The following is a 13,258-nucleotide window of genomic DNA, read 5'->3' on the forward strand; positions in this document are numbered from 1 at the left end:
GCACCCGTCCAGACAGATCGCCACGGCGGGGACCTTCGGCCAGGGATAGGCGCGGTCATTCGCCATAACAGGCCCGCGGTTCTGCATGTTCATTCTCAGTCCTTCCTTGTTCGGTCCGGCCGCTGCCGGAACCGCATGACAGTCAACCGGGATCGCCGGTCATTTCGCCCTGTTCACCCGCGCCCGGACCCAGCCCGAGAAGACCTCGGCGATCAGAACCATCGCGATGATCGACAGGATGATCGCGGAGACCTTGGTGTTTTCCAGCTGCTGGATGTTGCGCTTGAGATACCAGCCCATGCCGCCGCCGCCGAAGAAGCCCACGACCGTGGCCGCGCGGAAGGCGACGTCCCAGGTGTAGATCGCGATGCCGGTGAAGGCGACGCGAACCTGCGGCACCACCGCCCAGACAAACACCTGAAGATCACTGGCGCCGGCCGACCGCATCGCCTCGACCGGGCCCATGTCGACCGCCTCGATCTCGTCTGCAAAAAGCTTTCCGGCAAACCCGATGCAGAACATCGTCAGCGCGCTTACCCCGGCCAGCATACCGAACCCGAGGATGGAGACGAAGAGGATGGTCCAGATCGTCTCATGGATTGCACGGCTGGAGATGACGCCGAGACGCCCGAGCGGAAAAAGGATGCGGCGGCTTGGCGTGACGTTCCACGCAGAAAACCAGGCCAACGGAATGGCGCAGACGACGCCGATGAAACCGCCGAGGAACGACATCTGCAACGTGTCGAGGATCGCCCCCAGATAGCCCGCATTGGCGACATAGGCGATTTCAGGCGGGTAGTAACGGTCGGACACGACCCGCCACACCCCCGAGAAGGTGCCGAGAAGCCGCGAGAGATCGACATTCAGGAAGTGGAGCGAGTAGCCGAGGAAGACGAGGACGGCCAGAAGCGTGGCATGGCGTGTGGCGGCACCCGTCGCACCGTAGCGCGACCAGGTTTGCCCGCTATCGGGCGCCGGTCCGGGATTGGTTTCTGTCATGGTCATTCCCTTGCTCCTCAGATCACGGCCTTGCGCAGGAAGTGCGACAGGACCTCGCCGAGAACGATCAGCAGGAGGATGGCAAGGATCACCATCGTCACGCCGCCGTAGTTGAAGCTGTTCATCTGCCGGAAGAAGGTCAGGCCCAGCCCGCCCGCGCCCACCAGCCCCATCACGGCCGAACGGCGGATGTTGATGTCCCATTCGAAGATCACCGTGGCCAGCACCACGGGATAGATCTGCGGCAGGATGCCGTAATACATCACCTGGAAGTCGTTGCCGCCGACCGCGCGGATCGCCTCGACCGGCTTCTTGTCGATGTTCTCGATGGCCTCGGCCGTGATCTTGGAGATGAAGCCGACCGACCGCATCGCGATGGCAAGTATACCGGGCAGGGCGCCAAGGCCGACGGCGCTGACGAAGATCAGCGCCCAGATGATCTCATGGACCGAGCGGCTGAGCACCATCAAGAAGCGGCCGGCCGGATAGAAGAAAAAGCGGTTCGGCGTCACGTTCGCGGCGCCGAACCAGGCCACCGGGAGGGAGAAGAAGCAGCCGAGGACCGTACCGACGCAGGCGACCATGAAGGTCTCGATCGTCGGGATGACAAGCTCGGGCAGAAGGCTGAAATCGAGCGCGAGGAAGCGGCCAAGGGAACCGAGGACACCATTCGCGCCGCCGATCCGGCTCCAGTCTGTGTCCTGGATGATGGTGCCGTGAAAGCACCAGGCGAGGAAGGCGAACACCACCGCCCAGATCGCCGCCATCTTCAGGTGGCGCTGACGCACGAGCGCGCGCTGGCCTTCGACCCGGCCAATGTCGATGTCGAGGCTGGCCATGTCAGAGGACCTCCATCGCATAGATTTCCTCAAGGTCGCGGTCACGCAGGGTGCCCGTCTCGCCGTCGAATTTCTTGTAGCCGTCCTGAAGGCCGATGATCCGGTTGCAGGATTCCTTGGCAAGCTGGACATCGTGGATGTTGCACAGCGCGGGCACCCGCAATTCGCTTGCGATTTCGCGGATCAGCCCCATCACTTCGCGTGAGATCTTGGGGTCGAGCGCCGAGGTCGGTTCATCCAGAAGCAGGAGCTTCGGCTGCTGCATCAGCGCGCGGGCGATGCCGACACGCTGGCGCTGGCCGCCCGACAATTCATCGGCGCGCTTGTTCACATGGTCCGACAGGCCGACCCGGTCGAGAAGCGCCAGCGCGCGGCTGATGTCGGACTGCGGGAAGGCGCGGAAGAGGCTGCGGAGGTTACCGGTATAGCCGAGGCGGCCCGAGAGGACATTGTCCATCACCGACATGCGGTTGATCAGGTTGAATTCCTGAAAGATCATGCCGACGTTCCGGCGCAATTGCCGCAGCGCGGTTCCCTTCAGCGCCAGCACATCCTGACCGAAGAGCTCGATCGATCCGGAAGTCGGTTCCACAAGCCGGTTGATGCAGCGGATCAGCGTGGACTTGCCCGCGCCGCTCGGCCCGATGATCGCCATGAAGTCGCTGTCCTCGACATCGAAGCTGATGCCTTTGAGGATCTCGGGCTGGTTGTCCGCATAGCGGATGCGAAGATCGCGGACCTTCAGGACCGTCATGTTGCATTCCTCCCCTTGCCTGCCCCCGAACCCTCGGGGGCAGGTGTTGTCATCGGTCCGGTCGTTACTTCCCGTCCAGTTTGCGGATCACATCGTAATCGGCATCGGTCATGGCGACGAACTTCAATGCGTTCACGTTTTCCAGATACTGGCGGCCTTCCTCGGTCTGGTCGAGTGTCAGGAAGGCGCTCTTGATCTTCTCCTGAAGTTCGGGGCAGAGGCTCGTGGACAGCGCGAAGGGATCAAGCGGCACCAGCGGCGAGGTCCAGAGAACCTGGTAGTCCTCCACTTTCGCCAGCCCGCGGTCGATGACATTGTCCAGCCGGTGTGTCGCGACGAAGGCGCTATCCACCTGCTTTTCTATGACTGCCACGGCGGAAAGGTCATGGCCGCCGGTATAGACGACGCGGGAGAAGTATCCTTCCAGTTCCCCCCCGCCGATCTCGTCGACGAACAGCACGCGCGGCAGAAGGTTGCCCGAGGTGCTGGCCGGGTCGGTCAGGCCAACAACGGTTCCCTTGAGGTCGGGAATGCCGCCATAGCCGGTATCGGCGCGGGCGACCAGAACCGCCTGATAGCCGGGGCCTTCGACCTGGAAATGCCCCTTCTTCTTGGCATAGGTCGCAAAGACCTCGATCGTCGGCTCCTTTTCATGCGCGATGACGTAGGATTCCGGCCCGAACATGCCGATATCGACCCAGCCGCTCAGCATCGCCTCGATCACCGAGGCATAGGATGTGGGCAGGTAGAATTCGACATTCTTGCCGGTCGTCGCCTGAAGCTGATGGACAAGCGGCTGGTAGAGCGACAGTTCCTGCGTCGTCTCTTCGGTCGGGATCATCGAGAAGCGCAGCGCCTCGGGGTCCTTGCAGTCCTGCGCGGCGGCCGGGCCGGCGGCCGCGAGCGCGGCAACAAGGGCATAGCAGATGCCGGAACAGGTGGTCTTGAGTTTGTTGATCATCGTCTCCTCCACTGGTTTGCATTCGCGGATTCCGGCCGGTTGGCCTGCACCGTTCTCGTTATTGTCTGTGTGTTTCATGTTCATGTCGCCAGCGCGTCCTGCGTCGCCATGAAGCGGTCGAGCGTGCCGATGAAATTCCGCCCGCGTTCGCCCGCGAAAGCGTCGCGGATGATGCCGGGCCAGCGATGGGCCGGAATGCCGTGATCGTGAAAGCGGGTACCGACCCCGACCGCGTTCAGGAAGCGGTCCAGATCGTCTGCCCCCCGGCCGAGGTCCTCGCCGAAAATCTCTTTCAGCGCCTCTTCGCGGAAGCCGCCCAGCCCGATCACCGACCGCAGCACCGAGGGCAAGGTAAAGGAACAGGCGATGCCGTGCTGCACCCCCCAGCCCAGCGTGATCGGGTAGGAAATGTTGTGGGCGATCGCGGTCTTGGTGTTGGAAAATGCCATCCCGGCCATCAGCGAGGCTTCGGCCATCGACGCCCTGAGGTCGAGGTTCTGCAAGTCGCCCAGAAGGCTGGGCAGGTCGCGCAGGATCCGCTTGGCGGATGCGACGGCGAAGCGGGCCGAGATGGGATTGGCGTTCACGTTCCAGATGCTTTCCAGCGCGTGGGACAGCGTGTCGAGGCCGGTCGAAAGCGTCAGCCCGTAAGGCTTGCCCAGCATCAGCGCCGGATCGACGATGGCCGCTTCGGGATACAAATCTCTGTGCGCCAGCGAGAACTTCTTCCCCCGCGCCTCGTCCCAGACCGTGGCCCAGCACGTCACCTCGCTGCCGGTGCCGGCGGTTGTCGGCACCGCAATGATCGGCGTGTTGACGAAGGCATCGGCGCCCTGTCCGGTTTCCAGGTAGCGGGCGACGTTTGAAAAGCTGCCCCCTGCCGCGGCAAAGACCTTGGCGGAATCTATGACCGACCCGCCGCCAAGTGCCACGATCACGTCGGGCTGGGTTTCCAGCTCGGCGAAGCGTACGCATTGCGGCAGCAGATGCTTATAGTCAGGATTGGGTGCGACGTCGTCCACGATCAGCGCGGCGGGTCCGCTCCGTTCGGCAATGGACGCTGAAAGCTCGGCGAAGTAGGGCTCGGGATAGGTGACAATTGCGTAGCGGCGCCCCTTGATCTGATCGGCGAGGCTGTCCATGGCACCGGCACCGAAACGGACCTGCACCGGGTTGTTATAGGCCCACATTGGCTGCCCCCTGAAATCTGGTATCCGAAGTTCCTTGGAAGAACTCTGGTGTTTCTTGTGAAATTCAACAAATATATAGTTTGTATGTCATTGATCGGAATTATCTATGATTGGAACGCAGATCCGATCCTTCCACGCCGTCGCCCTGCACGGTGGCTACACGGCCGCGGCAAAGGCGGAGAACGTCAGCCAGCCCACGCTGTCGGCGCAGGTCAAGGACCTCGAGGAGCGATATGGCCTCGAACTCTTTCACCGTGTCGGGCGGGGGGTCAAACTGTCCCTCGCGGGGCAGGAGCTTTTCGCGCTGACCAGCAAGCTTCAGCACCAGATGGACGAAATCGACGCGCTGCTCAGCGCCTTTGTCGGGCTGCAGAAGGGAAGCCTGCGGATCGCGGCCGTCGGCCCCTTCCATGCCACCGACCTGATCGCCGCCTTCAAGACCCGCTATCCGATGGTCGACGTGTCGGTCGCCTTCGGCAACTCCCAGCTCAGCTTCGAACGCCTCATTGCCTATGAGGCGGATGTGGGACTGATCGCCGAGGTCAACGACGACCCGCGCGTCACCACTCTTCCCTATCGGCAACACGAGGTCGTGGTCTTCGTCAACGAAACCCACCCGTTCTACCATCGCGAAAGCATTTCGTTGACGGAGCTGGCAGGACAGCGCGTCATCCGGCGGGAAAAGGGGTCGACCACCCGCATGGCGGTCGAGAAGGTTCTGCTTGAACGCGGGATCGAGATCGATGTCGTGCTTGACATCGGCAGCCGCGAGGGCGTTTGGAAAGCAGTGGAGCAGGGGCTGGGTATGGGTTTCGTCGCGGATTTCGAATACATCCCGCATCCCAGGATGAAAGTGGTCCATATTGATGACGCCACGATCCGCACCAGGTATTTCATTGCCTTTCTGAGCGAGAGAAAGGATGCGCGCCTGATAAAGGCATTCTCAGAGATTTCGCTTGGCACCTTGCAGCAGGGCACGCGCTAGCCGCGTTTCGGGATCCGTTCCTTGCGACTTCCACTTCCTGACGTTTGCTCGCCATCTTGGCCTGAGAAGATGTGGAACTCGTATCGCCGACGCGATTGTCACAGCAAGTGGGTGTTTCGTCTTACCGCTTCAATAGCCTCGCGAGTCCGTCCGCGAACGGCGCCCGCACGATGCCCCGTTCGGTGATGATGCCGGTTATCAGACGCGCCGGGGTGACATCGAAGGCGGGGTTGAAGACCGGCGCATTTTCCGGAGCGCTCCGTGTGTTGCCAATCTCGACAACCTCCGCTGCGGACCGTTCCTCAATCTCGATATCGTCGCCGGTTTGCGTCGACAGGTCGATGGTTGAGGTGGGGGCCGCGACGTAGAAGGGCACGCCGTTATCCGCCGCGGCGAGGGCAAGGTTGTAAGTGCCGATCTTGTTCGCGGTATCGCCGTTGGCCGCCACCCGGTCGCACCCGACCACCACCATGTCCACCTTGCGGGTCCGCATCACATGCGCCGAGGCGCCATCGACGACGATCGCATGCGGCACGCCGTATTGCATCAGTTCGAAGGAAGAAAGTTTGGACCCTTGCAGCCTTGGCCTTGTCTCGTCGAGATAGGCGAAAGTCCTGCGCCCGCTCTCATGCGCGGTGCGGATGATGCCAAGCGCGGTGCCCAGGCCGACAGTGGCGAGCGAGCCGGTATTGCAATGGTGATAGAAGGTGACCTCGCCTTCGGGAACCACCGTCATCGCATGGCGCGAAATGGCGCGGTTGACCTCGATATCCTCCGCCTCGATGGCCCGCGCCTCGGCCAGAAGTCTGTCGGCCATATTGGGCGCGGTTGCGGCTGCGGCCCAGACAGTCTTCATCCGGTCGAGTGCCCAGAAGAGGTTCACAGCCGTCGGGCGGGAGGCGCGCAGGACCCTGTCCGACACGGCAAGATCGAGACCCTTCAGGGCCGCCGTCACCATGCCGAAAGCGGCGGCCACACCGATGGCGGGTGCGCCGCGAACGGTCATATCCTCGATCGCCGCGGCAATCTCTGCGGGTGTGGCATGGTCGAGATAACGGATCTCGGTCGGCAACGCCTTCTGGTCGATCAGGCGCAGGCAGGCATCATCGTCGATCCACTCGATGGCGCGAAAGCTCATGGTTTCTCAGGCTTTCTCTTTTATCTTCTCCGCAAACCGGCGGGTTTCAGCGATCTCAGCCGCGATATCGGTGCAAAGCCGGTGATTGCGCACGACCGGTCTGCCCCGCGCAATGACGTCACGCACGTCGTTTCGCCCCGCCGAGTAGGCCAGCGCCGAATAGGGGTCGAAGACCGGCACCATATGCGGGGCGTCAAGGCTGATCACCGCAATGTCGGCGCGTTTGCCAGTTTCCAGCGACCCGGTCTCGGACCCGAGCCGCAAGGCCCTCGCCCCGCCGCACGTGGCCATTTCGACGAGCCTTCGCGCAGGCAGCGCCGCCGGATTGCCGGTGGCGAGCGCCTGCAGGAAACCGGCAAGCCGCATCGCCTTCCAAAGATCGAGGTCATTGCCGCTCGATGCGCCGTCCGTGCCCAGCGACAGGGGAATGCCCGCGCGGATCATGTCGGCAACCCGCGCCGTGCCCGAGGCGAGCTTGGCGTTCGACAGGGGGTTGTGGCTGATGGCCGCGCCGGTCGCGGCGATCCGCGCGATCTCTGCATCGTCGAGATGCACGCCGTGCGCGATGAGCGGCGCGTGCTCCAGAAGGCCAGCCCGGTCGAAGACGCCGATCGGGCGGGCGCCATCGTGCTGGCTGGCCACCAGCGCCATTTCAGAGGGGCTTTCAGCGCCGTGGATATGGATGGGGCAGCCGTGACGGTCGGCCAGCGCCACCACTTCCGCCAGCTTGCCCGCATCGAGCGTGTAACAGGAATGCGGCATCGCCATAAGCTGGAGGTCGGGCGCGTCCCTATGACGGGCCAGGAAGTCGTCCGCCGCCTTTAGTCGCTTCGGCCAGGGCAGGCCGTCGATCCCGTCGAAGCCGATGAAGACCGGCCCGGTGGTCAGCGACAGGCCGATCCGCCTTGCCGCCGCAATTGTCGCGTCGGGGTGCCAGTACATGTCAGTGAAATGGGTGATGCCGCCAAGCGCCATCTCGGCCGCGCCGATCGTCGCGCCCAGCTCGACGGTTTCAGGCGTGATGAAAGCCGCCTCGGCAGCCCAGACCCGTTGCAGGAACCCGTCGAGGTCGCGGTCGTCGGCCAGCCCTCGGAACAGGGTCATCGCGGCGTGGCAATGGGTGTTGATCAGGCCGGGCATGACGATCGTGCCCTGCGCGTCGATCTCGGTCGCCGCCGATGCCCCGGCGGCTTCGACCGATGGTCCCACGGCGACGATCCGGCCATCGGTGACCGCGATGGCGCCGTCGGGATGGTCGGAGAATGTGGCGTCCATGGTCAGCACATGGCCGCCGCGAATGATCAGGTCGGCCTTTTCGGGAAATCCGGTCATGTCATGTCCTTCGGCAACGCCGGGATCAGCCGTTCCATCAACGAAAGAAGCCTGGGCTGGGCGATCTTTACCGCCTCCCAAACCTCGTCTTCGTTCGTGACATGCGCGTCCGACACGTCCGCAACCGCGATGTTCGTCACGGCCGAAAGCGCCAATACCCTCTGGCCCGCCTGCCGCGCGGCGATCACTTCGGGCACGGTCGACATGCCGACAAGGCCGCAGCCCATCGCCGCGAAGAACCGGATCAGTGCCGGGGGCTCGAAGCTCGGCCCGACATTGTGGGCATAGACCGCCCGCTTCAGCCCGGGTTCCAGCCGCTCGGCCAGCGCCAGAAGCTCCGGGTCATAGGCCTTGTTGAGCGAGGTGAAGCGCGGCCCCGGCGCGTCGTCCTGCGGACCCCGCGTCGGGTCCATCCCGGCGGCCATGGCCAGCGACAGGTGATCCTCGATCAGCACCAGTTCACCCACAGAATACCCGGCGCCGATGCCGCCCGCCGCATTGGTAAAGACCGCCGTCCGCGCCCCGAGCGCCGCCATCACCCGTGTCGGGAACACCACCTCGGCCGGGGAGTAGCCCTCATACATATGGACGCGGCCCTGCATGGCGACCACCGTGCGCCCGAAAAGCTGCCCCAGACACAGACGCCCCGCATGGCCCGGCGCGGTCGAGACCGGAAAGCCCGGGATATCGCCGTAAGGAATGCGCGGCCCCTCAATGCGGTCCGCAAGCGGACCGAGACCTGACCCAAGCACAAGCGCAATTTCAGGCCGGGCCGGGAAAACGCCTCGAATATGGTCGACTGCCCTGTCCAAAGCGTTCCGTTGCATCTTCGCCCGCATTTGTGACTAATGTTATTGTTAATAACAAATGTTGCATTTGATGCAAGCACATTGATGTTGTCCCGCATCGCCGACATAACGGAACAAACAGGCGAGGTTGTCCATGCGTGCACCCCAGGAACATGTCATCCATAAAGCGGCATGGTTCTATCATATCCAGGGCATGCGGCAGGAGGACATTGCCGAAGCGCTAGGGCTGTCCCGCGCGACCGTCATCAATTACCTCAAGCGCGCCCGCGATATCGGTGCGGTGACGATCCGCGTTCCGGCTGGTTTGTTCCGGGATGACGTGCTCGCACGGCGGCTGGAAGACGGGCTTGGCCTCAAGATGGTCTGGGTCGTCCCGGACGGAAGCGATGGGCCCGAGGTGAATTTTTCCCAGGCCGCCGGCATGGTCCTTCTCGACCTCGTCCAGCCCGACAGCCTGATGGGGCTGGCCTGGGGCGAAACCGTGTTCGCCATGGTCGATGCCCTGCCGATGACCGAAGTCCCCGGCCTGTCGATCGTCCAGATGTGCGGCAACCTCGGCACCTCGTTCCAGTACCGGCCCGACTATTGCACGCTTGAAATGGCGCGCCGCCTTTGGGCCTTTGGCGAGAACCTCTATGCGCCTCTGGTGCTGTCCTCGGAGGAGCTTGCAACCGCGATCAGGCAGGAAGATACGGTCAGGCATCAGCTGGAACGGCTTCGCGACTGCGATCTGGCCCTGTTTTCGGTCGGAAGCTGCGGACCCGAAAGCCACGTCGTGAAAAGCGGCGCGGTGTCGCCCGAAGAACTCTTGCTGCTGATGTCGCGAGGCGCCGTCGCGCAGGTCAATGCCCGCATGATCGGCGCTGACGGCGCTGAAATCGACTGTTCGTACAATCGTCGGCTCGTGGCGATGGAGCTGGACGATTTCCGCCGGATCGAGAAACGGCTTTGCCTTGTTTCGGCTAGAGACAAGGTGCCTGCACTGAAAGCGGCGATTGCCGGGGGTCATGTCAGCCATCTGGTCGTGACCACTTCGGTCGCGGCCGATCTCGGCCGCGACCTCATGGACCCTGATCAGGCGAGCTGATGGCCCGCAACCTTCGGCATGACTGCGGCGCAGATCGCGAAAACTGCGGTGCTGTCGGGCGGCATGGCGTTCTTCAGGCGCCGGTATCAAGGGCGGCGCGCATGTCGCGGATGGCGTCGCCGATCCTGTCGCCATAGCGCAGGAGCGAGCCGCCGAGGAGGTAGACGCAATCGGGCCCGTAAAGCCGCATCATGTCGGGCAAACGGTCCATGCTCATCCCGCCGCCGGGGCTGGGCAGGATCGGGCGGCCGGGGCCATTCCCGTCACGGCAATCCGCGACGATCCCGGCACATTCGGCTTCGGAAAAACCGAAGCGGCCTCCGTGATTGGGAAAGACGGAGATATCGGCCCCGGCGATCCGCATCATCGTGCCAAACATCATCCCGTGGCTGTAACCGGTATCGGGCGACAACACATAGGGACCAAGATGCGCCGGGTGGGCCATGATCGGCAGGCCGAAGCCTTCGTCCTGCGCAAGCCGGTTCATCGTGTCGAAGCCAAGGATGCCGGGGATGATCAGGACCCCGTCGGCGCCGGCCTCCTTGGCGAAGAACGCGTCCTCCCGCACCCGGTCGCCGTGGCCGAGAATGGAGGGAAAATAGAGCGCGCGCGTCGTGTCGCCCCTGGCCTGGCGCTCGGCATTGGCGCGCGCCACCGCGTCGGCGCAGGCCGGGATACGGTCGCGGAAAGGGGCGGCGGGCTGGTTGGCAAGGCCGTGATCCTCTTTCACGATATCCGCGCCTGCGCGCGCCGTTGCATGGCAGAGCCGGGCGAAATGCGCCGTGTCAGAGCCCTGCGGCTTGATCACCGGGCAGACGAAACCGCCCGACTGCCGCCCGGTCAGGGCCCGGATGCCCGACGCGCCGAACCGCGCACCGGGAAAGCGGCGCTCCATCTCCGCCCCCGGCTCGATCCCCACCACCTTGATGCCCTTCTGGATCGAGGAATTGCCGAAGATCACGTTGATATATTGTGTCAGCTCATTCCCGACCGCGTCAGACGAATAGCTGATCCGCGCAAGCCAGGTGGCGCCATCGGGCTCTGCCTCAAGCCCGGTCACACGTCCAAGGATCTCATCCTCGACATAGCCGGGGGAAACGACGTCGCGCGGGACCTCTACGGTCTGTTCAAGAGCGATGCCCTCCGCGCGCGCCCGGGCGTCTTCGCGGGAGCGGGCGAAGAGCCGGTAGGTGACTGTGAAGCGCGCTCCCATCAAAGCGCCTCGGCCTTGACGAGGGAATGGACATCCTCCACGCGGGCGGCGTCTAGATGCTCTTCGGCAATTCCGAAATCCTGCCCCACAAGCCCCTCGATCCCCCGCACCAGCGCCAAAGCGTCAAGGTCGTAGTAGCGCATCAGATAGGGGCGGGAACCGCCATGGGCGTAGGTGTCCTTCAGCCCCAGCCGGATCAGGCGCTTTCCCACCCCGGCATCGGCCATCGTCTCGGCGACCAGGCTGCCGATGCCGCCTTCGGTCACATGGTTTTCCAGTGTCACGACGCCGTGGCGGACCGACCCGATGTGATCGAGAAGCTGGGCCGCGTCGAACGGCTTGATCGTGTGCAGGTGCAGATGGCGGATCGAAAGACCCGCGCGCGACAGCGCCACACGGGCACGCAAGGCCTCTTCGGTGGTGATGCCGGACGTCACGACAAGGATGTCGCTGCCTTCCGACAGGACCCGCATCTCGCCCACCCGGATCGGCGTGTCGAACAGCCGCGGCACCGAGCCGCGCAGGATGCGGCACCAGACCGGGCCGTCGATGCTGTCGGCGGCCTCGCAGATGCTTTCGACCTCGGTCGCGTCGCCGGTTTCAAGGATCGACATATTGGGGATCGAGCGCATCACCGCGATATCCTCGATGGCCTGATGGGTCATGCCGCCGGGCGTCGTGATGCCGGGCAGAAAGCCCATCAGGCGCACCTTGCGGCGCGGATAGGCGACCGAGGCCATGAGCTGGTCATAGGGCCTGCGATACATGAAGACGCCAAACGTGTGAATGAAGGGCCTGAACCCCGCCAGCGCCAGCCCGCCCGCGAAACTCATCATGTTCTGCTCGGCCATGCCCATCGACAGGAACTGATCGGGGTGCCGGTCGCGAAACCCGTCCACCTCGCAGGACGAGGTCAGGTCAGCCGACAGGCAGAGGATATCGGGGTTGCCCGCCGCATAGGCTTCGAACGCGCGGGCGTAGGGCCGGTTTACCATTTCAACCATGCTCAGACCCTCTCAGTGCCGGTCGTCGATCGGATCGACGCCAAGCTCGGCGGCGATGGACAGGTTCATGCGGGCTCGTTCCTCCTCGGACTTGAACCGCACATAATGCAGGCGCGGGAACCGTTCCTGTAGGGCGCTCATCGCATGGAAGGGCGAGGTGCGGGCGAGGATGATCAGCGGGCGGCCTTCATGCGGTTCGCGTACCGCATCGCGCATCGCGGTCAGGTCGTGGCCGTCGATCTCGGCGCAGGCGGCACCGAAGCAGCGGAACTTGGCGGCGATATCGCCGACCTCCATCACCGAGGACATTGCGCCATCGCATTGCTGATCGTTGACGTCCATGATCGCGAGAAGATTGTCGATCCCGTGATGAACGGCGGCCTGAACCGCCTCCCAGGTCTGGCCTTCCTGCACCTCGCCGTCGGACATGAAAACCCAGGTCCGCCCCGGCTCGGCCCGGCGCTTGCGGCCCCAGGCCAGCCCCGCGCCGGTCGAAAGCCCGATGCCAAGCGTGCCGTTATGCACCTCCATGCCCGGGCTGTGTTCCGCCCCGATCATCTCGACCGACGAGCCGTCCTGATTGAACATCTCCAGCCCCTCGGGCGCCATACGGCCAACCTCGATCAGGGTCGCATAGGCGACCAGAGCATAATGGGCAGGGGCAATGAACAACCGGTCGAACTCCGGAGCCGCGGGGCCGTTATAGCCAGCCCCGGTGTGGTAATCGGAGTTGGACGCCGACGGCACACCGGCGAAGGGCCTGGGGATCATCGGCAAGGTCGGCGCACCAAGCTTCAGTTCCTCGTTATAGAGCCAGGCCAGCTGCTCGGCCGCCGAGCAGGCCTGTGAAAGATAACCGCCATTGTTGCGGATCGTATGTTCGAAGACCCGGCGCCGGATCCCCAGCGCCACGTCCTCGGTCGTTCGGGCGTTCGTCAGCAAACGAT

13 protein-coding genes are annotated in these 13,258 nt (G+C 63.9%); 2 read left to right on the forward strand and 11 right to left on the reverse strand.

Going from position 1 to position 13,258, the window contains the following annotated elements:
- Window positions 1-159: 159 nt before the first annotated feature.
- From phnE (P0645_RS10220) to psrA, 5 genes are all read right to left on the reverse strand, one after another.
- Window positions 160-1,005, reverse strand: coding sequence for a phosphonate ABC transporter, permease protein PhnE (phnE, locus tag P0645_RS10220; protein ID WP_284164479.1), 846 nt, complete (start codon window positions 1,003-1,005; stop codon window positions 160-162).
- A gap of 11 nt (window positions 1,006-1,016) precedes the next feature.
- Window positions 1,017-1,838, reverse strand: a complete 822-nt coding sequence (gene phnE / locus P0645_RS10225; protein WP_284164480.1) for a phosphonate ABC transporter, permease protein PhnE — start codon at window positions 1,836-1,838, stop codon at window positions 1,017-1,019.
- Between the two features lies 1 nt (window position 1,839).
- A complete protein-coding gene (phnC, locus tag P0645_RS10230) occupies window positions 1,840-2,592 on the reverse strand; it encodes a phosphonate ABC transporter ATP-binding protein (RefSeq protein WP_284164481.1) in 753 nt (250 codons plus the stop codon).
- Window positions 2,593-2,656: 64 nt separating this feature from the next.
- Window positions 2,657-3,553 (reverse strand): phosphate/phosphite/phosphonate ABC transporter substrate-binding protein, encoded by an 897-nt coding sequence (locus P0645_RS10235; protein ID WP_284164482.1) that lies wholly within the window; start codon window positions 3,551-3,553, stop codon window positions 2,657-2,659.
- 80 nt (window positions 3,554-3,633) lie between these two features.
- The gene (gene psrA, locus P0645_RS10240; RefSeq protein ID WP_284164483.1) at window positions 3,634-4,743 is read right to left on the reverse strand and encodes an iron-containing alcohol dehydrogenase PsrA; all 1,110 of its coding nucleotides are present in this window, start codon (window positions 4,741-4,743) and stop codon (window positions 3,634-3,636) included.
- Window positions 4,744-4,849: 106 nt separating this feature from the next.
- On the opposite strand from psrA, the gene P0645_RS10245 reads away from it, so the two are divergent.
- Window positions 4,850-5,728, forward strand: coding sequence for a LysR substrate-binding domain-containing protein (locus P0645_RS10245; RefSeq protein WP_284164484.1), 879 nt, complete (start codon window positions 4,850-4,852; stop codon window positions 5,726-5,728).
- Window positions 5,729-5,849: 121 nt separating this feature from the next.
- Here the strand turns inward: P0645_RS10245 and mtnA are convergent, their stop codons facing one another.
- The 3 genes from mtnA to P0645_RS10260 are packed head-to-tail and all read right to left on the reverse strand — an operon-like array spanning window position 5,850 to window position 9,037.
- On the reverse strand, window positions 5,850-6,866 hold the full coding sequence (mtnA, locus tag P0645_RS10250; protein WP_284164485.1) for an S-methyl-5-thioribose-1-phosphate isomerase: 1,017 nt from the start codon (window positions 6,864-6,866) through the stop codon (window positions 5,850-5,852).
- A 6-nt stretch (window positions 6,867-6,872) separates the two neighbouring features.
- Window positions 6,873-8,198, reverse strand: coding sequence for an amidohydrolase family protein (locus P0645_RS10255; RefSeq protein ID WP_284164486.1), 1,326 nt, complete (start codon window positions 8,196-8,198; stop codon window positions 6,873-6,875).
- Window positions 8,195-9,037: a purine-nucleoside phosphorylase gene (locus P0645_RS10260; protein ID WP_349775079.1), complete on the reverse strand. Its 843-nt coding sequence runs from the start codon at window positions 9,035-9,037 to the stop codon at window positions 8,195-8,197. The genes P0645_RS10255 and P0645_RS10260 overlap by 4 nt, the downstream gene beginning before the upstream one ends.
- 103 nt (window positions 9,038-9,140) lie before the next feature.
- On the opposite strand from P0645_RS10260, the gene P0645_RS10265 reads away from it, so the two are divergent.
- Complete coding sequence (locus P0645_RS10265; protein WP_284164488.1) at window positions 9,141-10,094, forward strand: sugar-binding transcriptional regulator; 954 nt, start codon at window positions 9,141-9,143, stop codon at window positions 10,092-10,094.
- A gap of 73 nt (window positions 10,095-10,167) precedes the next feature.
- Here the strand turns inward: P0645_RS10265 and P0645_RS10270 are convergent, their stop codons facing one another.
- Genes P0645_RS10270 through P0645_RS10280 form a run of 3 tightly spaced genes read right to left on the reverse strand, consistent with a single transcriptional unit; the run spans window position 10,168 to window position 13,253 of the window.
- Complete coding sequence (locus tag P0645_RS10270) at window positions 10,168-11,307, reverse strand: RuBisCO large subunit C-terminal-like domain-containing protein (protein WP_284164489.1); 1,140 nt, start codon at window positions 11,305-11,307, stop codon at window positions 10,168-10,170.
- Complete coding sequence (locus tag P0645_RS10275) at window positions 11,307-12,311, reverse strand: transketolase family protein (RefSeq protein ID WP_284164490.1); 1,005 nt, start codon at window positions 12,309-12,311, stop codon at window positions 11,307-11,309. The genes P0645_RS10270 and P0645_RS10275 overlap by 1 nt, the downstream gene beginning before the upstream one ends.
- Window positions 12,312-12,323: 12 nt before the next feature.
- Complete coding sequence (locus tag P0645_RS10280; RefSeq protein WP_284164491.1) at window positions 12,324-13,253, reverse strand: transketolase; 930 nt, start codon at window positions 13,251-13,253, stop codon at window positions 12,324-12,326.
- Window positions 13,254-13,258: the final 5 nt, after the last annotated feature.

It is taken from the genome of Frigidibacter sp. SD6-1, from assembly GCF_030143255.1.
Lineage (GTDB): Bacteria > Pseudomonadota > Alphaproteobacteria > Rhodobacterales > Rhodobacteraceae > TMP-24.